A 23,838-nucleotide genomic window follows, 5' to 3' on the forward strand; every position below is an offset into this window, starting at 1 on the left:
CAATTAACTTTAATTATTTTGCATTTTTCTTATTTTCTTTATGAAATTTTTCAATTTGTAAAATTAGACAGAAGAAAAACAGCCTTTTGAAAGGCTGTTAAAAATTTGATTTTTTGTATAGTAATTTATATAAAATGAAAAATAAGATAGCAATTAAGGCGTTTTGCCAAAAGGTTAGGTGGTAAATGAGATAAGGTTGTTTTTTAAAATAGACATTTAAAAATACAGCTGAACAAAATGGAGTAGCAAATGCAAATCCAAATAGAATCCTTCTTTTCCAATTCATCTTTTGATCAAAGGAATAGCGCTTTAATAAATATAAAATGAAAAGTATGCCTAGTATAATAAGTGAAACGAACAAAGTGGTTCCAGGGATGCTAAAAGCTGGGCTTAATTGTTCGATATTTTTCCTGAAGATTAAAATGAAAGTCGAAACAAGTGCATCCATTCCAAACTGTATAGCAAGAAGTAAGCTAATAACAAAACCGATTAAAGAAGTTTTTTCTAACTTTGTTTGAGCTGGTAAAGCCGATATGAGTTCATCACAATAAGATTGTAAGTCATTGCCGAAAATATCATAAGCATTTTTATTTTCTCTTTGTGCTTCGATGAGATGATCTAATATTTCTAATAATAGTTCTTCTACTTGTTGTTCAGGTACGTTAGATAACCGAAGATATACTAGCATATCGCCATAAGAAGCTTCGTTTTCAAATGTTAGAAGTTCGCGTTTTTTGTTGTTCAATTCAATCATGTCTTGCGCATTCATCCCTATCACTCTCCCTGTAATAAGTTGTTCACCGTTGTCGAAACCATTCCCCAGCTTTGTTTAAATTCTTCAAGCTGTTCTATTCCTTTATCGGTTACATGATAATATTTTCGCTTTGGACCGAGTGAGGAAGCTTTTAATGTTCCTTCAATTAGCCTCTCTTTTTGCATACGTAACAATAACGGATATATGCTTCCTTCGCTGACAAATGTAAAGCCGTATTTATTTAATTTTGTACTCAGCTCATATCCATACACTTCTTCTTGCGAAATGATGTATAGGATGCAACCTTCGAGTACACCTTTTAACATTTGGCTGTGCATGATTTCCCCACCTTTTATTCAGGTAACTTGCCTTGCAAGGTAGCTGTTATCCAAATTATAACATTCAGTAACTTGCAATGCAAGTTACTGAAGTGGAAAACTTTAATGCGTTTTAATTTTTCCATGTTCTCCATACTAACGAGAGGAGGGAAGTATATGAAACCGTTTATGCCAAAACTTGTTTACTTTGAACCGAAGGCACTCGAATATCCACTTGGAAAAGAGCTGTATGAGAAGTTTACGAAGATGGGATTAGAAATTCGTGAAACGACATCCCATAATCAAATTAGAAATTTGCCAGGTGAAAATGATTTGCAAAAGTATCGCAATGCAAAGGCAACGCTTGTCGTTGGGGTGAGGAAGACATTAAAGTTTGATACGTCAAAGCCGTCAGCTGAATATGCAATTCCGCTTGCAACAGGGTGTATGGGACATTGCCATTATTGTTATTTGCAAACGACGCTTGGTAGTAAACCTTACGTTCGTGTATATGTGAATTTAGATGAAATATTTGAGAAGGCACAGCAATATATGGATGAAAGGGCACCAGAAATAACAAGATTTGAAGCGGCGTGTACATCAGATATCGTTGGAATTGATCATTTAACGCATGCTTTAAAGCGAACGATCGAATTTATGGGAGAAAGTGAGCATGGGCGTTTACGTTTCGTTACGAAATATTCGCACGTTGATCATTTATTAGATGCAAAGCATAATGGGAAAACGCGTTTTCGATTTAGCATTAATTCACGTTATGTGATTAAAAATTTTGAACCGGGGACATCGCCGTTCGAAGAGAGAATTGAGGCTGCTCGTAAAGTGGCAGGGGCTAATTATCCACTTGGCTTTATAGTTGCGCCACTTTATATGCATGAAGGATGGGAAGAGGGGTATCGTGAATTGTTTGAGAGATTATACAATGCCTTGAAAGATATGGTGATACCAAATTTAACGTTTGAATTAATTCAGCATCGCTTTACGAAGCCGGCAAAAAAGGTCATTCAAGCGCGTTATCCGAATACGAAACTTGAAATGGACGAAGAGAAGCGGAAATATAAATGGGGACGATACGGTATTGGGAAATACGTCTATAAAAAAGATGATGCAGAAGTATTGGAGGAAACGATTCGAGGATATATTCGTCACTTTTTTCCTGACGCAGAAATTCAATATTTCACATGAAAGGAACTTGTATTTGAATGCGGGTTCTTTTCTCTTTTGCAGATTTAGGCTCGTTTCTACCTTGTCACGTTATTCTTTCTGGTGTATCATTTTATTGATTGCTTCGTTCGGAATAAGCAAAATGAAATTGGATGGAGGAAACCGATGCCTACCCCTAGTATGGAAGATTATATTGAACAAATTTATTTGTTGATTGATGAAAAGGGTTATGCCCGCGTATCTGATATTGCTGAAGCGCTTAGTGTACATCCATCCTCTGTAACAAAAATGGTGCAAAAATTAGACAAAGATGAATATCTAATTTATGAAAAATATAGAGGGCTTGTATTAACATCAAAAGGTAAAAAAATCGGAGAACGTCTCGTATATCGTCATGACTTGCTAGAGCAGTTTATGCGTATTATTGGTTTGGATGAAAGCAAGATTTACAATGATGTTGAAGGGATTGAACATCATTTAAGTTGGGAAGCAATTGACCGTATCGGTGATTTAGTACAATATTTTGAACAAGATGAGGTTCGAGTAGAAACACTTCGTGGTGTTCAAAAAGCAAATGAAGAGAAAAGTAATTAAGGGGAACGGATGGCGTTTCCTTTTTTATTTCAATCGAAAAGGACGGGAGAATTATGAAAGCAATTATTTTTGATTTTGATGGATTAATTGTGGACACAGAAACAATATGGTTTCACTCTTTCAGAGATGCTGTTCGTGAGTACGGCGGAGAGTTACCTTTAGAGGAATTTGCGAAATGTATTGGAACGACAGATAATGTACTTTATGCATATTTAAAGGAACAATTAAAAGAAAAGTTTAACGAGCGTGCACTAAAAGAAAAGGTGACGACTTTACATAAAGAGAAAATGAAAATACCAGAAGCGCGTGATGGGGTAAAAGAATATTTAGAAGAAGCGAAAGTAATGGGATTGAAAATCGCATTAGCTTCTAGTTCATCTAGAGAATGGGTTGTTCGTTTTTTAGAAGATCTACAGATTCGAGATTATTTTGAAGTAATTAAAACGAGAGAAGATGTTGAGAAGGTAAAACCAGATCCAGCACTTTATCGAATTGCAATAGAGGAATTAGGAATTGAACCATCAGAAGCTGTTGTATTTGAAGACTCATTAAATGGATTGAAAGCAGCGGTTGCGGCAGGATTAAAATGCGTCGTTGTTCCAAATGATGTGACAAGAAATTTACCATTTGAAAATCATCACCTTCGAATTGAAAGTATGATAGATAAAACTTTGAAAGAAGTGCTTGAAAGTATAAAGAAAGACCGTATTTCCTAAAAGGAAGCACGGTCTTTCTTTTTGTTCTTTTTACCTTCAATGACAGTTAAATGAGATTGTTTTCTTTTTCGTTTCAACGATGGAGAATTACCCTTTTTGCCCTTGTCATCAGAAGTATTTCGTTTCAAGAATGAATTGCTTAGGGGTGCTACATTTTGTTTCCCATGTTTGCGGTTCGATTGTTTTGCAGCGCGCTTATATGAGCTTTGCGAATTTGCAGAACCACTGGAATTAGTAAACATCTTGTATAGCAAGTAAAAGATACCGACAACAAGTAACATATACCCGATATTTCTTAATACACCCATTGGATTTGTAATTACAGATGAAACAAGGCCGAATATTGCTAATCCGATTATAAGCACAAATATAGCGAAAGTAAACGAACGACCGTTCATAAGGAACACCTCCTAAAAACATATATTAAAATTAGTATATTAACGATGAGGAGAGGAGTTGAACACCATTTTTAAATAATTATTGTTTGTTTTCTAAACGTAATAATTCTTCAAACGATGCAATAGCTACTTCCACTTGATCATCTGTTGGTTCTTTCGTTGTTAATAGTTGCAGCCATAATCCGGGATATCCAAGTATGCGTAATACAGGAATGTCTCGCAATCGATTCGTAAATTGTAGTACTTCAAACGAAATGCCGAGAACGACTGGAATTAATAAAATTCGGTTTATTACTCGTGCCCAAAGTGGATCTGTAGGAACGAGGAAATAAACAAACATTCCAATAATGACTGTAAATATAATAAAGCTACTACCACATCTATAATGGAGGCGGGTTTGCTTTTGGACGTTTTCTACAGTCATAGGAAGATTATTCTCATAAGCATTAATTACTTTATGCTCTGCACCGTGATACTGAAATACCCGTTTAATAAGTGGGGTTAAAGAAATAAAGTATATATAGCTCAATAGTAGCATGAGCTTAATGACACTTTCGACAATGATTTGCCCTGTATGAGATGGGAAAATCGGTCTCGTTAATTCAGCTAATAGTGCAGGAACTGCTGTGAAAATGACTTTACCGAATATGAAAGATAAAACGCCAACTGCTGCAACTCCTAATACCATCGTTAATTTTGATTGTTCTTCTTTTTTATTTGCAATTTGTTCATCATCTTCTGGGTGGACATCAAATCGTTCTGAAGCGAAGTTTAAATGCTTTGCTCCATTCGCACTTGCGTCCACAATGGCGGCAATACCTCGTAAAAATGGAATTTTTTTTAGGATAGATAATGCTTTATTACGAACGCGTGGTAATCGATAAAATTCAATCGATTTATCTTTACGACGAACCGCTGTAACAGTATATTCTCTACCGCCAAACATAACTCCTTCTATGACTGCTTGCCCGCCATATATTTGTTTTGACTCTTCTGCCATGTTAACACCAACCTGTATTTGTTTCTCTCTTATGTAGAAAAAGAGGCAATTGTCATACTGGGTTCTGTCGTTTTGAAATAAGACAATCACCGAGTTTCCTTTATTTTATCGACAAATACAAGTATATGACAAGAGAAAATGTTACGAGAGTCGGACATTTCTTATTCTTTTTATAGACAAATTTCGCAGTATTTAAACATGCTTCAAAATAGTTTCGGGCATACTATTGAGCGGAGGTGTTGATGTGAGTCAAGAACAATTAGGAACAAGGAATTATGTGCAAATCGGTTTGTTTGGTGGAATTTTTTGGGGAGGAATATGGTATTTCCTTCATATATTTTCATTCACGGAAGCGGGACCTAATTATTTACTGTTACCATTTGCGTTTGGGAGTTGGAAAGAAGGGATATGGGGCAATCTGTCAGGAATTGTTTGCATGGGACTTCTTTCAATCTTGATTTCCTTTTTGTATAAAGCGTTTTTGGCGAAATTTGAAGGAATCATTCCAGGGATTATTTATGGGCTATTTTGGTGGGCGTTACTGTTTTTCGGAATGGGTTTAATGGCACCTGTTATTAAAAGTGCGTTCAATTTGCCGAAAGAGACGATTGTGACGACAATATGTATTTTTATATTGTATGGTGTGTTTATTGCATACTCTGTTTCTTACGCAGTAAATAGTAATAAAGCGGAGCAAGAAGGAGAAGAGAAGACGAACTATTCAAATAAGTAACTCCTATGTTAAAATGTTGTATAGATATTTAATATTAAGGAGTTTTAAGAATATGAAAAAGTTACTCCTCGTAAACGGTCCTAACTTAAATCGCCTCGGTGTTCGTGAGGTAAATGTATATGGAAAGGGCACGTTAGCGACACTTGAAGCAGATATGAAGCAAGAAGCAAAAACAATGGGAGTGGAGTTAGAATGTTTCCAATCGAATCATGAAGGTGCGATTATCGATCGTCTTCATGAGGCTGAAGATATATATGAAGGGATCATTTTAAATCCTGGAGCATTTACGCATTATAGCTATGCAATTCGAGATGCAATTGCGAGCATTTCGATTCCTGTTATTGAAGTACATATCTCTAACATTCACCAGCGTGAATCGTTCCGTCACGAATCTGTGACGGCGGCTGTTTGTGCAGGACAAATTGTTGGATTTGGTTTTTATGGCTATAAGTTAGCGTTATTTGCATTAATGGAGAAATTAAGGGAGGCATAAAGTCATGGAGAAAATCGAAAGATTAAGAAGCGCATTTGCTGAGGCTGGTATCGACGGTATTTTATTAACAAATGAACATAGTCGTAGATACATGGCTAACTTCACTGGAACAGCTGGAGTTGTACTTATTTCAAAAGAGCGTGCTCAATTTATTACGGATTTTCGTTATGTAGAGCAGGCTAGTAAACAAGCTGTTGGATATGAAATCGTGCAGCATGCGGGATTAATTATTGATGAAGTTGCAAAGCAAGTGAAAGAACTTGGAATTCAAAAGCTTGGCTTTGAGCAGGATACTCTTACATATAGCTCTTACGTAACGCATAATGAGGCGATCGAAGCTGAATTTATCCCGACTTCTGGGCTTGTAGAAAAGTTACGCTTGATAAAGACTGATTCAGAGATTAAGATATTAAAGGAAGCTGCACAGATTGCAGATGCTGCCTTTGAGCATATTCTATCATTCATTCGCCCGGGAGTATCTGAAATTGAAGTGTCAAATGAACTTGAATTTTTCATGAGAAAACAAGGAGCAACATCTTCTTCGTTTGATATTATCGTTGCTTCAGGTCTTCGTTCGGCATTACCGCACGGCGTGGCATCTGAAAAAGTGATAGAAACAGGAGATTTCGTTACATTAGACTTCGGCGCTTATTACAAAGGGTATTGTTCTGATATTACTCGTACAATTGCAGTCGGTGAACCATCTGATAAATTAAAAGAAATTTATAATGTCGTTTTAGAAGCACAATTACGTGGTGTAAACGGTATTAAAGCTGGTTTAACAGGCCGCGAGGCAGATGCATTAACGCGTGATTACATAACGGAAAAAGGATATGGTGAATACTTTGGACACTCTACTGGTCATGGAATCGGCCTTGAAATCCATGAAGCGCCAGGTTTAGCGTTCCGTTCTGATACAGTACTTGAACCAGGTATGGCTGTAACAGTAGAACCAGGTATTTATATTCCAGGTATTGGCGGCGTACGTATTGAAGATGATATCATTGTAACGAGTGAAGGTAATGAAGTAATTACGAAATCACCAAAAGAACTTATTATTTTGTAATACACAGGAGGATTTTTTTACATGATTTCAGTAAACGATTTTCGTACAGGTTTAACAATTTCAGTGGACAATGCCCTTTGGCAAGTACTTGATTTCCAACACGTAAAGCCAGGTAAAGGTGCTGCATTCGTTCGTTCTAAACTACGTAACCTTCGCACAGGTTCTGTTCAAGAGAAAACATTCCGTGCAGGTGAAAAAGTAGAAAAAGCACACATCGAAAACCGTCGTATGCAATACTTATACGCGAGCGGTGAGGCTCATGTATTTATGGATAACGGAACTTATGAGCAAATCGAACTTGGTGAAAACCAAATCGAGCGCGAATTAAAATTCCTAAAAGAAAACATGGAAGTATCTATTATGACATACCAAGGTGAAGTACTTGGTGTTGAACTTCCAAACACAGTTGAATTAAAAGTTACAGAAACAGAGCCTGGTATTAAAGGTGACACAGCTTCTAACGTAACAAAACCAGCTACATTAGAAACTGGTCTTGTTGTACAAGTACCAATCTTCATTAACGAAGGCGAAATGCTTATCATCAACACTGGTGAAGGTAAATACGTTTCTCGTGCATAGTAAAAAAGCACTCGTGATTATCACGAGTGCTTTTTTATAGAAAATAGGGCATATAGTAAATTGCGGTGACAACAAAACTAACTAAAACAAGTGAAAGAGTACCCGCTATATATGGTGTGAAAATGAATTGAAATGGTTTTATTTCACCAGTCTCAACACCAGTTAATGTTTTACTTATTGCGTGATCTGTAATGTTATTTCTATGGTTACTCATAATAATTAACCACATAATTGCAAATATTGCTAGACTGCCAAGGAAAAAGGTCTCTATAAATGACCAACCGACCAATAATGAAAAAAGATAAATAAGAGCTAATTCTACTACAATTGTTAAACTAATTTTCAAAACCTTCATATTTTCCCCCCTCATTTTGTACGTCCAGCCAATTTAAAAATTTCTTACGCGATACGACATGCAGTACGCAAGGTGATTTTACTTCTTTCTCCAGTGCAGCATGTTCGCCTGGAAACTTGTTTTTCACATGCAATGAAATGTAAGGTAGTTTTTCTTGTGCTTTTAACGAGCGAATGTTAGTCGTTTTAGCACCAGTGAATACGTATGTAAGTTGTAAGTCTAAAAAAGCGATTTTAAAGATTTCTTTTTTAGCTGCCTCATTATACCCTTTACCCCAATATGGATAGCCAAGCCAACTACCAATGTGAGATTGTTTCTTCCCATAATTAATATGTTTAAGTGTGGTGAGGCCAAGTATTTCATTCTCTTCATTTACAATCATTCTCGATAAAGACTTCTTTTGGCGCTCTTCTTCTATTGCAAAAAGAAGAAATGCTTTCGTGTCTTCGACTTTTTCTACCTGTATTCCTAATGCATTTTTTACGTGTGGTTCACTTGATAGCTCAAAAAGCACATTTGCATAGCGTAAATCAAGTGGTAATAAAGTAACGTGCTGCATCGTCTATACCCCTTTTAAATTAAATATACCATAATATACCATTAAAAAACACGAATATTCAGATTTAAATAAAGGTGTTAGAGAAAAATTATGTTTTTACTTCTGAAATAGACAACCTCTGCATATGGTTGTACAAATATATTCTTTTTTGGAATGTAGAATTCGTAACCGTTACGGGAGAAGGTGGGAGAATGAAACAGTGGCTAGCGGCAATGGAAACATCCGTGCTCGTAATGGGGTTACTTCGGTTGTTTTCGGGTAGCGCGGAAATATTCGCCGCTTTGCTTATGCTTTACGTGAATGATGCGAAGAAAGCATTGTTTATAAATGGTATGTTGGCGTTTGTTGGACCGACCGTATTAATTTTAACAATGACAATAGGCATAGCGAGTGTAGCGAGCGAAATTTCTTTCTTGAAACTCTTTTTTCTGGCACTTGGAATTGGCTGCATTTTTATCGCATTGTTGAAATAGTAAGTCGAGTATAGTGGGGAGAAGCCTATGAAAGAAGTATTAGAGGTTTTACCAAAAATGATGAAACAGTTAGTTGAAAGTTGTAAGCAATACAATACTTTAGAGGAAATTCGTGTTCGAATTGGAAGACCGCTAGAGTGTATTGCGCATGGAGAGGTGTTTTTTTACGACTATATCGCTACAGCAGAAGATGCAAGTTACTTATTGAATAAGTTAAGTCAATTCTCAATTTATACGATGGAAGAGGAATTGAAACGTGGGTATGTGACACTTCGAGGAGGACATAGAATTGGCCTAGCAGGAAAAGTCATTACAGAGAAAAGTACAGTGAAAATGATTCGTGATGTCTCTTCATTTAATATTCGTATTTCTCGTCAAAAAATAGGAATAGCTGAGCCGCTTTTGCCGTATTTGTATGAATCAAGATGGTTAAACACGATGGTAATTGGCCCGCCGCAAACGGGGAAAACGACACTTTTAAGAGATGTAGCACGTTGCATGAGTCAAGGGGTTGGTACGTCGAAAATTCCTTCTTGCAAAGTGGGGATTGTTGATGAGCGGTCAGAAATTGCTGGATGTGTGAAAGGAATCCCTCAGTATGAATTTGGTACACGAGTAGATGTGTTAGACGCATGTCCAAAGGCTGAAGGAATGATGATGATGATTCGTTCTATGAGTCCAGATGTTTTGATCGTAGATGAGATTGGACGTAAAGAAGATAGTGAAGCAATTATGGAGGCGGTGCATGCAGGGGTCCAGCTTTTTATAAGTGCACACGGGTTTTCTTATGATGATGTTGTGAAACGTCCATCGCTACAGGCAGTGCTGGAGCTTGGCATATTTGATAGGTTTGTGGAGTTATCAAAAGCAAGAGGCCCAGGAACAGTTATGCAAGTGAAAGATAGATATGGAAAACCAGTACTACCGAATCGAAAGGCTGGGGGCGTATGGTGAAAATAATTGGTGCAGTGTTAATCGTTGCGGTCAGCACTTTTTTCGGGTTTTCATACGCAAAAAGATATAGTGAGAGGCCGCGGCAACTTAGACTATTAAAATCGGCACTCCAATCATTAGAGGCAGAAATTATGTATGGGCACACACCTTTATCTGAAGCCGCCGAACGATTAGTTAAACAAATGCCCAAGCCATTAAATTGGATATTTCAAAGTTTCGCCAAAAAACTAGAAAACGGGGAACAAACAGTAAGGGAAGCTTGGATAGAAAGTTTGAAAGAGAATTGGAAGTTAACAGCATTTCAACAAACCGAGTATGAAATCTTGCAGCAATTTGGTGAAACACTTGGACAACATGATCGTGAATCACAACAAAAACATATTCGATTATGTATTACACATTTAGAGAGAGAGGAAGAAGAAGCGAAAGCGTTACAACTGCAATATGAAAAAATGATTAAGAGCTTAGGGGTACTAGCGGGGCTACTTATCGTAATTTTACTGCTATAGGAGGGAGAAAGGCGATGTCCATTGATGTTGGATTAATATTTCAAATCGCCGGAATCGGCATTGTTTTAGCTTTCATTCATACCGTATTAAAAGAATTAAAACGAGAGGATATTGCAAATTGGGTTATCCTTGTCGGTTTTGTCGTCATTCTATTCCATGTTGCATTTTTAATTAATACGTTGTTCGACAAGATTAAAAGTGTCTTTCTCTTCCAGTAAAGGAGGCGGTCCGAATCGAAATTATACAAATTGTCGGATTAGGCCTCGTTGCTACGTTTTTAGCAGCTGTTTTGAATCAGCATAAATCTAGCATTACATCGCTATTTATTGTTTTTGTAGGTAGCGTAATGTTTCTTATTTTAATCGATCAAATTCACTCTATTTTACAAATGATTGAGAGAGTAGCGAGTGAAGCGAAAGTTAGCAACGTCTATGTAGAAACGTTACTGAAAATTATTGGGATTGCTTATATCGCTGAGTTTGGAGCGCAAATTACAAAAGATGCTGGGCAAGGTGCAATCGCTTCGAAAATTGAACTAGCTGGTAAAATCTTAATTCTCGTTATGGCAATTCCTATTTTGACAGTCGTAATTGAAACTATTCTCGGATTTTTACCGACGGGATAAGGGGGAGTGAATGTTGAGGAAGTTTGGAGCTAAGCTGCTATTTGCTTGCTTCCTTTTCTTTTCTTTACCGGTTGTTGTACAAGCTTCTCCTGTAGAAACAAACGTCGTTGATCAACAATTGGATAAGCTCGGAATTGAAGATGTGAAGCAATTTTGGGACGGGCTTGTTACAAAATATGGAGGTTATTTACCAGAGAGTCAAAAAGGAAGCTTTATGGAGTTTGTAAAGGGAGAAAAAGAATTCTCTATAAAAGAATGGATGCTAGGTTTATTAAAATATTTGTTTCACGAGCTTGCTGCAAATGGAAAGCTACTTGGAACACTCATTATGCTCACAATTTTTAGTGCATTGTTGCAATCACTGCAATCTGCCTTTTCAAAGAGTAGTGTAAGTAAAATTGCCGATGCAGTTGTATATATGGTGCTTATTATTTTTGCTTTAAATAGTTTTTATGTGGTTATGACATATGCAAGAGAAACGATACAAACAATGGTAGATTTCATATTAGCGCTATTACCAATCTTGCTTGCACTCATAGCAACTGGAGGCGGTGTTGTATCTGTATCGTTTTTTCATCCGATTATCATTTTCTTAATGAATACGAGTGGGCTTCTTATGAATTACATCGTTCTACCACTTTTATTACTTGCAACGATATTAAGTATTGTAAGTACGATGAGTGATCAATATAAAGTTACGAAATTGTCCAAGCTTCTGCAAAACGTTAGCGTTGGGATTATCGGGATCTTTTTAACGATTTTTTTAGGAGTATTATCTGTACAAGGAACAGCGACAGCGGTTGCTGATGGGATAGCTGTGAAAACTGCTAAATTTGTAACAGGGAACTTTATTCCTGTAGTTGGAAGGATGTTTACAGAGGCAGCGGATACTGTTATTAGTGCGTCGGGGTTATTAAAAAATACAGTCGGAATTATAGGGCTCGTTATGTTATGTTTAATTGTCGCTTTTCCAGCGATTCAAATTTTTTGTATCGCGTTTATTTATAAATTCGCAGCAGCAGTATTGCAACCAGTTGGCGGAGGAGCAATTATTCAATGTTTAGATATCATTGGACGAAGCATCATTTACGTGTTTGCTTGCTTAGCTATCGTATCATTTATGTTCTTTTTAAGTATCACAATTATTATTGCTGCGGGGAACATTACGCTTATGATGCGATAGGAGGTGAAGAGTATGCAATTTGTTACAGAGTGGATTAGAAATATTATCGTTTTTTTACTCTTAGCGACAATGCTTCATCTTATTCTTCCAAACTCGAATTTGCAAAAATACGTTAAATTCGTCGTAAGTCTACTATTAGTTGTATTAATTTTAACACCTCTTTTTAAACTGTTGCAAACAGATGTAAATGAAGTAATCGCAAATTTTAATGAAGAAAAGTATGTAGCAGAGGGATCTGTAAAAAATTCAATAGATTCGAAGAAAAAAGAAATACAAGCTCTAACACGTGCATATAGTTTAGAAGAGATGGCTACCAAAATGAAAAAAGAAGTAGGAAAAGAGTTTGAGAAAAAGTATGGTATGACAGTCTCTGAAATACAAATAGTCGCAACGGAAAGGGTAGAAGAAGTAAAGTCAGCCAAAGATATTCAATCTGTTGTTGTGACGTTGAAAGAAAAAGAACGCAGTAAAAATGACGCAATTGAAACAGTAAAGCCAATTGAAATTAATACGAATGAACCTCCAAAAAAGGTAGAAGAAACGAATGTAGAAATGAAAGATTTCTTTTCAAGCAGGTGGCAACTAGAGAATAAACAAATCCAAGTTCAAACGGAAGGGAGGACAGGTAGAGTAAATGGACAATAAAGATAAAAATTCGAAGTTCTCATTTTTTCGAAACTTATTGAATGGGGATCAAAAAGAAAGCAACGAGAAGGGGAAAAAGGTAACACCTAAGTTTTTACTTGTCCTACTCATACTTGGAATTTTGCTTATGTTTTCTAGTAGTCTCTTTTCAAGTAAAAAAGAAGAAGTACCTGTATTTAAAGAACAAAAAACTCAAAACCAAGAAAAAGACGTACCAACTTTCGGACAAAAAAGTAATGATAGTATGTCAAATGTAGAAAAATATGAAAAAGCGTATGAACAAGAATTAAAAGCTGCTTTAGAAGAAATAGCAGGAGTAAAAGACGTAACGATTAAGGTGAATTTAGATTCATCTGAAGAAAAAATTTTAGAAAAAAATACAGTGAAACGCTCACAAACAACAGGTGAAACAGATAAAACAGGCGGTAAGAGGGAAGTAGAGGACGAGTCTCTTGATGAAAAGACTGTCATTATACGTGAAGGTGATAAAGAAACTCCCGTTGTTTTACGGACAGAGAAACCGAAAGTACGAGGTGTTCTCGTCGTAGCAAAAGGAGTGGATAATATACAAGTTAAAGCAATGGTAAAAGAAGCTGTGATAAGGCTGCTAGATGTACCAGCCCATCGTGTTTCAGTTTCACCGAAAAATTGATAGGGAGGAAATAAAGTGTTAAAAAAACAAACGGTTTGGCTATTAACAATGTTAAGTTTAGTTGTTGTACTATCTGTGTATTACGTAACAACTCCTGACAAAATGAATACAGCATCGCCGGCAACAGGTGAAAAGATTGGACAAGAAAAACAAGGTACTGACAAAGCAGTAACAAACGAAACGCCAAATAAAGAAACAACAAAAGAAACTCCAAGCAAGGAAACACCAAATAAAGAGACAACAAATAAAGAGACAGATAAAAAAGAAAATGCTAAAAAAGAAACAAGTAAAAAAGAGGGGAATGTATCAGTTCAATCGAGTGATGAGAATTTCACAGCTTTACGTATGCAAATGGAAGATAAGCGTAGTGCTGAAAGAGAAAAATTACAAAATGTAATAAAGTCTTCTAACGCTACTGCTGAAGAAAGAAGTAAGGCGAAAGATGGTATGGATGCAATCGCTACAATGGAAACAAAAGAAGGTTTACTTGAAACAGTTATTAAAGCTCAAGGAGGATATAAAGATGCCCTTGTAAGAGCTGATGGAACTGACATTAGAGTAACAGTGAAGGCAGCGAAACATTCACAAAAAGAAGCGAACAAAATTATACAGCTTGTAAGAAGTGAAGGCGGTTCTAAAGATGTAGGTGTGAAATTTGATCCATCAGCAAAATAAGTAGAATTTTAATCCGTGGGGGATTTCCCCCACGGATTATTAATTTTTACTAATCGCATTGTTTGTAAATAAGAACATAGAGTACTTCAAAATAATTAGATAAAAATAATAATAGAAAAAAGCTATCACTTTCGATAGTTTTTTTCTATTTCGTCTTTGTATGTGTTTTTACTATGTTCAACTCGGAATGGAGAAATACGTTGTGAATAAAAAATTAGCGGTTCATGGTGATGATGATTACTTTTTCCAGATTTGACGTGGATGAAGAGAACGAATGCCCAAACCATTACGGCAGGTAAGAAGAGCATGAGCCATATCATATGTCCACACCTCGATACAATATATTTTCTACACTTTGAACATACTATTCTTATATGAAGGAATGATGAACGGCGTGTAAACAAAAAAATAATATTTGGTAAAAATATGTTATGAACCGTAGATGTGGTGAAGAGTGGAGCGGCAATTAGATGTTTACTGTGTAGCATTTTGAAAAGGTAAGGAATGTTTTTTAGGAAGTGGTCTTGCCAATTTCGTGTGAAACTTGGTATTATTACTAGGTAATAAATTTTTTATTGGAATAATATTTTTACAGGAGTTTCGATTTATTATAAAGAAATATAAATTGGAATGTTTAAAAAATTTATCGTAAGATGGAAATAGTAAATATTTCTATTAGTAAATAAAATAAATTTTCTAATAGAATACATCGTATTTTTACAGTCAATCTAGTGTTAGTGATGAGAATCTGTAAAAACGGGACAAACAAGAGTATGGGAGTGGATTTTACATGTTTAAAATTCAAGAAGTTCGTGAATTAATTAAATTAATTGATAGCTCTAATATTGATGAATTTGAATACAAAAAAGACGGTACAACAATCAAAATGAAAAAGCGTGGTAATGAAGTTGTTGCGATGCAAGCACCTGTAGCGAAACAAGCTATGCAACCAGTAGCATCTGTTGAAGTTGAAACAGCAGTAGCGGCAGCGCAAGTAGAAGCACCAAAACAAGAAGAGAAGAAAGCTGTTCAAGATGAAAACCTACATAAGATTACCTCACCAATGGTAGGTACATTCTATTCTTCATCTTCACCTGATACACCTCCATATGTAAGTGTTGGAGACAGGGTATCGAAAGATTCTATCGTATGTATTGTCGAGGCTATGAAGTTATTTAACGAAATTGACGCTGATGTAGAGGGCGAAATTGTTGAGGTTCTTGTTAATAACGGACAGCTTGTTGAGTATGGACAACCGCTATTTCTTGTGAAAGCGTAATAAGGGAGTCTTTGTGATGATAAAAAAAGTATTAATAGCCAATCGTGGGGAAATTGCTGTACGAATTATTCGTGCTTGTAAAGAAATGGATATTGAAACAGTTGCGATTTATTCAGAAGCAGATAAAGAGTCACTTCACGTACAAATTGCAGATGAGGCGTATTGTGTAGGACCAACAGTTTCAAAAGAAAGTTATTTAAATTTGACGAACATTATTAGCGTTGCGAAGTTAACGGGCTGCGATGCTATCCATCCGGGATACGGATTTTTAGCAGAGAATGCAGATTTCGCAGAGTTATGCCGTGAATGTAACTTAATTTTTATCGGTCCAAGTCCAGAAGCTATTTCAAAGATGGGCACAAAAGACGTTGCTCGTGATACAATGGAAAAAGCAGGGGTTCCGATTGTACCAGGTTCACAAGGGATTATAAAAAATACCGAGGAAGCGATCGAGCTTGCAAATCAAATTGGATATCCAGTTATTATTAAAGCGACTGCAGGTGGCGGCGGAAAAGGTATTCGTGTTGCACGTCATGAAGAAGAGCTTGTAAAAGGAATTCAAATTACACAGCAAGAAGCTAGTACCGCTTTTGGGAACCCTGGTGTATACTTAGAAAAGTACGTTGAAGATTTCCGCCATGTTGAGATTCAAATAATGGCAGATACACACGGAAATGCCATTCATTTAGGAGAGCGTGATTGTACAATTCAGCGCCGTTTGCAGAAACTATTAGAAGAAAGTCCATCACCTGCACTTGATGAAAATGTTCGCAAGCAGATGGGTGAAGCGGCAGTTAAAGCGGCGGTAGCGGTTGATTATACAGGTGCTGGTACGGTTGAGTTTATTTATGAATATAAAACGAAAAGCTTTTATTTCATGGAGATGAATACGAGAATTCAAGTTGAGCATCCGGTTACTGAAATGGTGACAGGAATGGACTTAATTAAAGAGCAAATTCTTGTTGCTTCTGGAGAAAAGTTATCGTTACAGCAAGAAGAAGTACAATTTAATGGTTGGGCAATTGAATGCCGAATTAATGCGGAAAACCCTGCCAAAAAATTTATGCCATCTCCAGGTAAAGTAGAAATGTACTTACCACCAGGCGGATTTGGTATTCGCGTCGATTCAGCTGTATATCCGGGATATTCAATCCCACCTTTCTATGATTCGATGGTTGCTAAATTAATTGTTCACGGAAAAACACGTGAAGAGGCAATTGCAAAAATGAAGCGTGCACTCAGTGAGTTTGTCATTGAAGGCGTACATACAACAATCCCGTTCCATTTGCAATTGTTAGATCATCCTGATTTTGTAAAAGGTGAGTTTAATACGAAGTTTTTGGAAGAGCATGAACTTGTGACGCAGTGATACATTAAAGGAGGTTTTTTTCATGGCTGAACATATGTTAGATATGGGTCAAGATACAACTCTTGGTAAAGTAGAAATTGCACCAGAAGTAATTGAAGTAATTGCAGGTATTGCAGCTGCTGAGGTAGAAGGTGTGGCGGCAATGCGTGGTAATTTTGCTACAGATGTTGTTGAGAAGTTAGGTAAGAAAAATCATGGTAAAGGTGTAAAGGTTGAATTAGCAAACGAAGATATTATCGTTGACCTTTATGTTGTAATGTATTTTGGTGTAGCAATTCCAGTTGTTGCACAAAAGATTCAAGACAATATTCGCCAAGCACTCTTTACAATGACAGGACTTGAGCCAAAAGAAGTGAATGTTCACATCGTTGGCGTAACATTCGAAACACAAAAAACAGAAATTGAACCAGTGTAAGAATGAAAAAGGTGCCTAGTAACATAGGCATCTTTTTTATCGTTTCATTTCTTCACAAATTACAACCCTCTAATTGTTATACTATTTCAAAAAATAAGAAATAAAAAAGAAAATGTTTCGTTTTTCCAAAAAACGTACATTGTGATAAGATATGGAACTTGAAGTTAATCTTTTTATTATTTTTCAGCCTTGTAACCCGTGTGTGAAACGATAAATTGTGTTATTATCATTGTATTATAAGGTTGGAAAATCAATGAAAACTGTAAGAGTAAGTGAATTGACGGCTTATAAATTATAATAATATAACAAAGCATAAGGAAAGACTTGAAGCATAAAGGAGAGTTACAATGAAACGTAGGACGGCTAGAGAAAGAGCTATGCAAGCATTATACCAAATGGATATTACAGGTGAATTAGAACCGAAGGTAGCGGTGGAAAATACGCTAGATGAAGGTGAAGAAACAAATGAGTTTTTAGAATCACTTGTTGTAGGATTTGTAGACAATAAAGAAGAGATTGACGCAGCAATTCGTCAAAACTTAAAAAAGTGGAAGCTTGAGCGTATTAGTATTGTTGATCGCAGTATTTTACGTGTAGCTGTGTATGAAATGAAGTACATGGAAGAAATTCCACACAACGTAACAATTAACGAGGCAATTGAAATTGCTAAAACATTTGGGGATGAGGAATCTCGTCGTTTTATTAACGGCGTTTTATCTAATATAAAAGATACACTGTAATTTCTTTAAGGGGGAATCTTAAAATGGTAGCAGTAATCATCAAAGGAAATGAAGTTGCGGAGAAAAAACGAGCACAATTAACAGAAGAAGTTGTGAAGTTGAAAGAGCAAGGGATTGTACCAGGATTAGCAGTGATTTTAGTGGGAGAAGATCCAGCATCTCGTTCTTACGTAAAAGGAAAAGAAAAAGGCTGTGAACAAGTAGGAATTTATTCTGAGCTAATTGAACTTCCTGAAACGATTACTGAGGAACGTTTGCTTGCTGAAATCGATCGCTTAAATGGCGATGACCGCATTAATGGCATATTAGTGCAATTACCTTTACCAAAACATATTGAAGAAAAAGCTATCATTGAAAGAATTTCACCAGAAAAGGATGTAGATGGATTTCACCCAATCAGCGTGGGACGTATGATGACGGGACAAGATACATTCCTTCCATGTACACCGCATGGTATTGTAGAATTAGTAAAAGAAACGAATCTTGATATTTCGGGAAAACATGTTGTAATAATTGGAAGAAGTAATATTGTCGGCAAACCAGTGGGGCAATTGTTCTTAAATGAAAATGCAACTGTCACATATTGTCATTCTAAGACGCAAAATATTAAAGAATTATCGAAGTTAGCTGATATTTTAATCGTAGCTGTTGGACGACCTAAAATGGTAACAGCTGATTATATGAAAGAAGGCGCGGTTGTAATTGACGTTGGTGTGAATCGATTAGAAACAGGCAAGCTTTGTGGTGATGTTGACTTTGACAACGTGTTAGACGTTGCGGGTTACATTACGCCTGTGCCAAAGGGTGTTGGTCCAATGACGATTACAATGCTTCTTCATAATACTGTTGAATCTGCCAAACGCGCAGGTGTCGTTTGTAAATAATTTGAGTCGGCTATGAGGAGAGAGAAATGGAGAAACAATATTTAACCGTTACAGCATTAACACGCTATATAAAAACAAAAATAGAATATGACCCGCATTTACAGTCTGTTTGGTTAAAAGGTGAAATTTCCAACTTTAAAAATCATAGTCGTGGTCACATGTATTTTACATTGAAAGACGAAAATGCCAGAATCGCAGCGGTTATGTTTGCGGGCCATAATCGTAATATTAAATTCAGACCTGAAAATGGGATGAAGGTACTTGTAAAAGGGAAAATCTCTGTTTACGAGGCGAGTGGTTCTTATCAAATTTATATTCAAGACATGCAACCTGACGGAGTCGGAAATTTGCATTTGGCTTACGAACAATTAAAAGTTCGTTTAGAGGAAGAAGGATTGTTTTCTCAAGTTTATAAAAAAATAATCCCTCCTTATGCTAAAACAATAGGGGTAATTACGTCGCCAACAGGAGCTGCGATTCGTGATATCATAACAACGATTAAACGTCGTTATCCAATTGGGAATGTTATTGTATTTCCAGTACTTGTACAGGGGGAGTCAGCAGCTCCCTCGATTGTACAAGCGATTCGTACAGCGAATGAAATGGGAGATATAGATGTATTAATTGTTGGGCGCGGGGGAGGTTCTATTGAGGAATTATGGGCTTTCAATGAGGAAGTGGTTGCAAGAGCAATCTTTAAGAGCGAAATTCCTATTATTTCAGCAGTAGGGCATGAAACAGATTTTACAATCGCAGATTTTGTTGCCGATTTACGTGCACCAACACCGACTGCAGCAGCTGAACTAGCAGCACCGAACGTTATAGAGTTACAAGAAAAGGTATTACAAAGAACTCTAAGATTGCAAAGAGCAATGAGAGAGTTAGTACATAAAAAAGAAGAAAAATTACAAGTATTGCAAAAATCTTATGCATTCCGTTATCCAAGACAAGTATATGAACAAAAGGAAGAGCAATTAGATAGAGCGTTAGAACAGCTTGTTTTAGCGAAAGAGCGCTACATTGATAAAAAGGTGAATCAGTTAAAACAGCTTTCATTTTATTTAGAGAAGCACCACCCGTCTCAAAAAATTATACAAACAAAGGTAGCGATTGAAACGTTGCAAAAGCAATTACAACGTGAAATGCAAACATTACTTCAAACGAAAGAATTTGCCTTTGTAAGAGCTGCTCAAAAACTTGAAGCATTAAGTCCGCTTAAAGTAATGATGAGAGGGTACGGGCTTGTATATGATGAAGAGAAGCAAGTGTTAAAAAGTGTGAAAGATGTCAGCCTTGGAGATGCTGTTTCAGTTCAATTACAAGATGGAATACTAGATTGTAGCGTATCAGGCATAGAGGAGCGTGAATTGAATAATGGAAAATAAAGTGAGTTTTGAAGAGGCAATTTCGCAACTTGAGCATCTCGTATCTAAGCTAGAGCAAGGTGATGTACCTTTAGAAGAAGCGATTTCTTATTTTAAAGAGGGTATGGAATTATCTAAGCTTTGCGATGAGAAGTTGAAGAACGTACAAGAACAAATGGCAGTTATTCTTGGAGAAGATGGAGAGCTTGAACCGTTTACTGCTTTAGGAGATGAAGCATAGTGACAATCGCTTTTGATACTTTTTTGAAAGAAAGTAAAACTTTCGTAGAAGAGAAGCTTGTAAGCTATGCAAATGAATTACAATGTCCAAATGTACTTCGGGAAGCGATGGCATATTCTTTGGAAGCGGGTGGAAAACGTCTCCGCCCGTTACTTTTATTTGCAACATTACAAGCGTTTGGGAAAGAAAGAAATCTTGGAGTAGGTGCAGCTTGTGCTCTTGAAATGATACATACATACTCGTTAGTTCATGATGATTTACCTTGTATGGATGATGATGATTTAAGAAGAGGAAAGCCCACGAATCATAAAGTATTTGGTGAAGCAATGGCAGTTTTAGCAGGAGATGGTTTGTTGACGTATGCTTTTCAAATTGTTATGGCATATGAGCAAAAAGAAATCTCTGCTGAAAAAAAAGTAAGACTTGTACTTGAGCTTGCAAAAGCAGCTGGGCCGGAAGGAATGGTTGGCGGACAAGTGGCGGATATGGAAGCTGAAGGGAAACAACTTACGATTGATGAGTTAGAGTATATTCATAAGCATAAGACCGGGAAACTACTTGAATTCGCTGTACTTGCAGGAGCGATACTTTCTAATGCTACAAAAGAGCAGGAAGAAAAGTTACTTGAGTTTGCAAAAAATATTGGCCTAGCTTTCCAAATTCGAGATGATATTTTAGATGTAGAAGGAACCGAAGAAGAGATTGGAAAACCGATTGGTAGTGATGTTTCCAACGAAAAGAGCACATATACGACGTTATTTACTGTAGATAGAGCAAAGAATATTTTAGAAGAAACAATTGCAAAAGCAAAAGATGCGATTAGCTCCTTGCAATTACAAGATGAATATTTACTATCTATTTGCGATTTGATTGCAAAACGTAATAACTAATATAACAGCGTTTTCATTTGTTGAGTCATTCATCATTTTATGATATAAATGTAGGAAAAGGTTTTTCTTTTCTTGTTATTGGCAAAAATATATGTAGATTACATTGCCGTTATCACTTCGTGTTAGCGGCTATTTTTTTCAACGCATAAAGAAATATGGTTTATAATAGGATTAGGGCACAATAGACTGGTTGATAGCAGGGTAAGATAAAGGATAGAAAAGAAATTTCTTGTGTTGTGTAAATGTTTTTTATAATATTTGACATGTTGACAGATTATGAAATGAAAGTGAGTGATCCATGTGGATCTAACGCAAATTCAAAACCCTAGTTTTTTGAAAGATATGTCTATCAGTGAACTAGAGGGATTGAGTGAGGATATTCGTAAATTTTTAATTGAAGAGCTCTCTCAAACAGGTGGACATATTGCACCTAACTTAGGTGTAGTAGAACTCACAATTGCTCTGCATAAATTATTTGATAGTCCGAAAGATAAATTTTTATGGGATGTAGGACATCAATCCTATGTACATAAAATTTTAACAGGACGTGCGAAGGAATTCGGTACATTAAGGCAATATCAAGGTCTATGTGGTTTTCCAAAACGTTGTGAGAGTGAGCACGATGTATGGGAAACAGGTCATAGCTCGACATCACTATCTGCTGCAATGGGAATGGCTTTAGCACGTGATTTAAAGAAAACGAAAGAATATGTTATACCAATCATTGGAGATGGTGCTTTAACAGGTGGAATGGCCTTAGAGGCATTGAACCATATTGGGCATGAAAAAACAGACATGATTGTTATTTTGAATGACAATGAAATGTCAATTGCACCAAACGTTGGTGCGCTTCATAATGTACTTGGTCGTTTACGTACCGCAGGAAAATACCATTGGGTAAAAGATGAACTAGAGTATATATTGAAAAAAATCCCAGCAGTCGGTGGAAAAGTGGCTGCAACAGCAGAGAAAATAAAAGATAGTCTTAAATATTTACTAGTATCAGGCGTCTTTTTCGAAGAGTTAGGCTTTACATATTTAGGTCCAGTCGATGGGCACGATTATGAAAAGTTATTCGAAACGTTGCAATATGCAAAGAAAACAAAAGGTCCAGTACTTGTTCATGTGATTACGAAAAAAGGAAAAGGTTATAAACCAGCTGAGAGTGACGTAATTGGAACTTGGCATGGAACAGGCCCGTATAAAATTGAGTCAGGTGACTTCGTTAAACCGAAGGAAGTTGCACCAGCATGGAGTGCTGTTGTTAGTGAAACAGTACTTAAGTTGGCGAGAGAAGATGAGCGTATTGTTGCAATTACGCCTGCAATGCCTGTTGGATCGAAACTTGAGAAATTCCAAAAGGAATTCCCGAATCGTATGATCGATGTAGGTATTGCAGAACAGCATGCTACAACAATGGCAGCAGGTATGGCAACGCAAGGGATGAAACCATTCTTAGCAATTTATTCAACGTTTTTACAAAGAGCATATGACCAAGTTGTTCATGATATATGTCGTCAAAATTTAAATGTTTTCATCGGAATAGATCGCTCTGGATTAGTAGGAGCAGACGGTGAAACACATCAAGGTGTATTTGATATCTCGTTTTTACGTCATTTACCGAATATGGTAATAATGATGCCAAAAGATGAAAATGAAGGGCAACATTTAGTGTATACGGCGATGCAATATGAAGATGGACCAATCGCTTTACGTTATGCACGTGGTAATGGTCTTGGCGTTCATATGGACGAAGAATTAAAGGCAATTCCAATCGGCACATGGGAAACGTTAAAAGAAGGTACGCAGGCAGCTATTTTAACATTTGGTACGACAATTCCAATGGCAATGGAAGCAGCAGAGCGTCTTGAAAAGGCTGGAGTTTCAGTGAAAGTAGTGAACGCTCGCTTTATTAAACCAATGGATGAAGCGTATTTACATGATCTCTTAGGAAAAAATATACCGATTTTAACGATTGAAGAAGCTTGTTTAATCGGTGGTTTTGGAACTGGAGTAGTTGAATTTGCATCTGAGAACGGATACCATAGTGCATTAATTGAAAGAATGGGTATTCCAGATCGTTTCATAGAGCACGGTAGTGTAACAAAATTATTAGAAGAAATTGGTTTAACGACAGATGCTGTTGTAGACCGTATTCATACAATGATTCCATCAAAACAAAAAAGGGCGTAAC

At 36.6% G+C, this 23,838-nt stretch carries 32 protein-coding genes; 25 read left to right on the plus strand and 7 right to left on the minus strand.

Annotation, left to right across the window (positions count from 1 at the left end; all coding sequences use genetic code 11):
- Positions 1-97: 97 nt before the first annotated feature.
- Positions 98-769, minus strand: a complete 672-nt coding sequence (locus DPQ31_RS21690; protein ID WP_000993577.1) for a DUF1129 family protein — start codon at positions 767-769, stop codon at positions 98-100.
- A gap of 5 nt (positions 770-774) precedes the next feature.
- Positions 775-1,092, minus strand: coding sequence for a PadR family transcriptional regulator (locus DPQ31_RS21695; protein ID WP_000556090.1), 318 nt, complete (start codon positions 1,090-1,092; stop codon positions 775-777).
- 156 nt (positions 1,093-1,248) lie between these two features.
- Here DPQ31_RS21695 and splB point away from each other — a divergent pair, with 156 nt between their 5' ends.
- The 3 genes from splB (at position 1,249) to DPQ31_RS21710 (ending at position 3,563) form a co-directional block, all read left to right on the plus strand.
- Positions 1,249-2,274, plus strand: a complete 1,026-nt coding sequence (gene splB / locus DPQ31_RS21700; RefSeq protein WP_000802126.1) for a spore photoproduct lyase — start codon at positions 1,249-1,251, stop codon at positions 2,272-2,274.
- Positions 2,275-2,418: 144 nt separating this feature from the next.
- On the plus strand, positions 2,419-2,847 hold the full coding sequence (gene mntR, locus DPQ31_RS21705; protein WP_001143071.1) for a transcriptional regulator MntR: 429 nt from the start codon (positions 2,419-2,421) through the stop codon (positions 2,845-2,847).
- Positions 2,848-2,900: 53 nt separating this feature from the next.
- Entirely contained in the window at positions 2,901-3,563 is a 663-nt protein-coding gene (locus DPQ31_RS21710; RefSeq protein WP_141555926.1) for an HAD family hydrolase, read from the plus strand.
- Here the strand turns inward: DPQ31_RS21710 and DPQ31_RS21715 are convergent.
- Positions 3,560-3,961 carry an SA1362 family protein gene (locus DPQ31_RS21715; protein ID WP_001014465.1) on the minus strand — a complete coding sequence of 134 codons (402 nt, stop codon included), beginning with the start codon at positions 3,959-3,961 and terminating at the stop codon, positions 3,560-3,562. The genes DPQ31_RS21710 and DPQ31_RS21715 overlap by 4 nt on opposite strands.
- A gap of 79 nt (positions 3,962-4,040) precedes the next feature.
- Complete coding sequence (locus DPQ31_RS21720) at positions 4,041-4,961, minus strand: DUF1385 domain-containing protein (RefSeq protein ID WP_000797102.1); 921 nt, start codon at positions 4,959-4,961, stop codon at positions 4,041-4,043.
- Positions 4,962-5,205: 244 nt separating this feature from the next.
- Here DPQ31_RS21720 and DPQ31_RS21725 point away from each other — a divergent pair, with 244 nt between their 5' ends.
- Genes DPQ31_RS21725 through efp form a run of 4 tightly spaced genes read left to right on the plus strand, consistent with a single transcriptional unit; the run spans position 5,206 to position 7,832 of the window.
- Positions 5,206-5,694 (plus strand): YqhR family membrane protein, encoded by a 489-nt coding sequence (locus tag DPQ31_RS21725; protein WP_000076902.1) that lies wholly within the window; start codon positions 5,206-5,208, stop codon positions 5,692-5,694.
- Between the two features lie 52 nt (positions 5,695-5,746).
- The gene (aroQ, locus tag DPQ31_RS21730; protein WP_000735144.1) at positions 5,747-6,187 is read left to right on the plus strand and encodes a type II 3-dehydroquinate dehydratase; all 441 of its coding nucleotides are present in this window, start codon (positions 5,747-5,749) and stop codon (positions 6,185-6,187) included.
- Positions 6,188-6,191: 4 nt separating this feature from the next.
- Positions 6,192-7,253: a Xaa-Pro dipeptidase gene (gene pepQ, locus DPQ31_RS21735; protein ID WP_000411034.1), complete on the plus strand. Its 1,062-nt coding sequence runs from the start codon at positions 6,192-6,194 to the stop codon at positions 7,251-7,253.
- 21 nt (positions 7,254-7,274) lie between these two features.
- A complete protein-coding gene (gene efp, locus DPQ31_RS21740; protein WP_000626519.1) occupies positions 7,275-7,832 on the plus strand; it encodes an elongation factor P in 558 nt (185 codons plus the stop codon).
- Between the two features lie 34 nt (positions 7,833-7,866).
- Here efp and DPQ31_RS21745 read toward each other — a convergent pair whose 3' ends face one another.
- On the minus strand, positions 7,867-8,187 hold the full coding sequence (locus DPQ31_RS21745) for a hypothetical protein (protein WP_000866179.1): 321 nt from the start codon (positions 8,185-8,187) through the stop codon (positions 7,867-7,869).
- Positions 8,168-8,746: a GNAT family N-acetyltransferase gene (locus DPQ31_RS21750; protein ID WP_001164998.1), complete on the minus strand. Its 579-nt coding sequence runs from the start codon at positions 8,744-8,746 to the stop codon at positions 8,168-8,170. Before DPQ31_RS21750 ends, DPQ31_RS21745 begins: the two co-directional genes overlap by 20 nt.
- 191 nt (positions 8,747-8,937) lie before the next feature.
- Here DPQ31_RS21750 and DPQ31_RS21755 point away from each other — a divergent pair, with 191 nt between their 5' ends.
- The 9 genes from DPQ31_RS21755 to DPQ31_RS21795 are packed head-to-tail and all read left to right on the plus strand — an operon-like array spanning position 8,938 to position 14,462.
- Entirely contained in the window at positions 8,938-9,219 is a 282-nt protein-coding gene (locus tag DPQ31_RS21755) for a YqhV family protein (protein WP_000816054.1), read from the plus strand.
- A gap of 27 nt (positions 9,220-9,246) precedes the next feature.
- A complete protein-coding gene (spoIIIAA, locus tag DPQ31_RS21760; RefSeq protein ID WP_097957949.1) occupies positions 9,247-10,173 on the plus strand; it encodes a stage III sporulation protein AA in 927 nt (308 codons plus the stop codon).
- Entirely contained in the window at positions 10,167-10,682 is a 516-nt protein-coding gene (gene spoIIIAB, locus DPQ31_RS21765; RefSeq protein ID WP_015000953.1) for a stage III sporulation protein SpoIIIAB, read from the plus strand. The genes spoIIIAA and spoIIIAB overlap by 7 nt, the downstream gene beginning before the upstream one ends.
- Before the next feature lie 14 nt (positions 10,683-10,696).
- Positions 10,697-10,900: a stage III sporulation protein AC gene (gene spoIIIAC, locus DPQ31_RS21770; protein WP_000020914.1), complete on the plus strand. Its 204-nt coding sequence runs from the start codon at positions 10,697-10,699 to the stop codon at positions 10,898-10,900.
- Positions 10,901-10,923: 23 nt separating this feature from the next.
- Complete coding sequence (gene spoIIIAD, locus DPQ31_RS21775) at positions 10,924-11,307, plus strand: stage III sporulation protein AD (RefSeq protein ID WP_077393170.1); 384 nt, start codon at positions 10,924-10,926, stop codon at positions 11,305-11,307.
- 10 nt (positions 11,308-11,317) lie between these two features.
- A complete protein-coding gene (gene spoIIIAE, locus DPQ31_RS21780; protein ID WP_097957951.1) occupies positions 11,318-12,490 on the plus strand; it encodes a stage III sporulation protein AE in 1,173 nt (390 codons plus the stop codon).
- Positions 12,491-12,502: 12 nt separating this feature from the next.
- Complete coding sequence (gene spoIIIAF, locus DPQ31_RS21785) at positions 12,503-13,135, plus strand: stage III sporulation protein AF (protein WP_001161043.1); 633 nt, start codon at positions 12,503-12,505, stop codon at positions 13,133-13,135.
- Positions 13,125-13,787, plus strand: coding sequence for a stage III sporulation protein AG (gene spoIIIAG / locus DPQ31_RS21790; protein ID WP_000368888.1), 663 nt, complete (start codon positions 13,125-13,127; stop codon positions 13,785-13,787). Before spoIIIAF ends, spoIIIAG begins: the two co-directional genes overlap by 11 nt.
- Positions 13,788-13,802: 15 nt before the next feature.
- The gene (locus DPQ31_RS21795; RefSeq protein ID WP_000914719.1) at positions 13,803-14,462 is read left to right on the plus strand and encodes a SpoIIIAH-like family protein; all 660 of its coding nucleotides are present in this window, start codon (positions 13,803-13,805) and stop codon (positions 14,460-14,462) included.
- 125 nt (positions 14,463-14,587) lie between these two features.
- Here the strand turns inward: DPQ31_RS21795 and DPQ31_RS21800 are convergent, their stop codons facing one another.
- Positions 14,588-14,782 (minus strand): hypothetical protein, encoded by a 195-nt coding sequence (locus DPQ31_RS21800; RefSeq protein WP_000638007.1) that lies wholly within the window; start codon positions 14,780-14,782, stop codon positions 14,588-14,590.
- A gap of 470 nt (positions 14,783-15,252) precedes the next feature.
- Between DPQ31_RS21800 and accB the strand changes: the two genes are divergently transcribed.
- The 9 genes from accB to dxs all read left to right on the plus strand — a co-directional run bounded on the left by accB (position 15,253) and on the right by dxs (position 23,837).
- On the plus strand, positions 15,253-15,741 hold the full coding sequence (gene accB / locus DPQ31_RS21805) for an acetyl-CoA carboxylase biotin carboxyl carrier protein (protein WP_000472855.1): 489 nt from the start codon (positions 15,253-15,255) through the stop codon (positions 15,739-15,741).
- 16 nt (positions 15,742-15,757) lie between these two features.
- Positions 15,758-17,110 (plus strand): acetyl-CoA carboxylase biotin carboxylase subunit, encoded by a 1,353-nt coding sequence (accC, locus tag DPQ31_RS21810; RefSeq protein ID WP_000592880.1) that lies wholly within the window; start codon positions 15,758-15,760, stop codon positions 17,108-17,110.
- A gap of 22 nt (positions 17,111-17,132) precedes the next feature.
- Positions 17,133-17,525, plus strand: a complete 393-nt coding sequence (locus DPQ31_RS21815) for an Asp23/Gls24 family envelope stress response protein (protein WP_000807630.1) — start codon at positions 17,133-17,135, stop codon at positions 17,523-17,525.
- A gap of 347 nt (positions 17,526-17,872) precedes the next feature.
- Positions 17,873-18,265, plus strand: a complete 393-nt coding sequence (gene nusB / locus DPQ31_RS21820; RefSeq protein ID WP_000830246.1) for a N utilization substance protein NusB — start codon at positions 17,873-17,875, stop codon at positions 18,263-18,265.
- 23 nt (positions 18,266-18,288) lie between these two features.
- Complete coding sequence (gene folD, locus DPQ31_RS21825) at positions 18,289-19,149, plus strand: bifunctional methylenetetrahydrofolate dehydrogenase/methenyltetrahydrofolate cyclohydrolase FolD (protein ID WP_000226729.1); 861 nt, start codon at positions 18,289-18,291, stop codon at positions 19,147-19,149.
- 26 nt (positions 19,150-19,175) lie between these two features.
- The gene (gene xseA, locus DPQ31_RS21830; RefSeq protein ID WP_000415264.1) at positions 19,176-20,534 is read left to right on the plus strand and encodes an exodeoxyribonuclease VII large subunit; all 1,359 of its coding nucleotides are present in this window, start codon (positions 19,176-19,178) and stop codon (positions 20,532-20,534) included.
- Positions 20,524-20,754: an exodeoxyribonuclease VII small subunit gene (xseB, locus tag DPQ31_RS21835; protein WP_000428977.1), complete on the plus strand. Its 231-nt coding sequence runs from the start codon at positions 20,524-20,526 to the stop codon at positions 20,752-20,754. Before xseA ends, xseB begins: the two co-directional genes overlap by 11 nt.
- A complete protein-coding gene (gene ispA, locus DPQ31_RS21840; RefSeq protein ID WP_000150368.1) occupies positions 20,754-21,644 on the plus strand; it encodes a (2E,6E)-farnesyl diphosphate synthase in 891 nt (296 codons plus the stop codon). Before xseB ends, ispA begins: the two co-directional genes overlap by 1 nt.
- Before the next feature lie 300 nt (positions 21,645-21,944).
- Positions 21,945-23,837 (plus strand): 1-deoxy-D-xylulose-5-phosphate synthase, encoded by a 1,893-nt coding sequence (gene dxs / locus DPQ31_RS21845; protein ID WP_000366442.1) that lies wholly within the window; start codon positions 21,945-21,947, stop codon positions 23,835-23,837.
- Position 23,838 lies beyond the last annotated feature (1 nt).

The organism is Bacillus sp. COPE52, assembly GCF_003355115.1.
Classification (GTDB): domain Bacteria; phylum Bacillota; class Bacilli; order Bacillales; family Bacillaceae_G; genus Bacillus_A; species Bacillus_A toyonensis.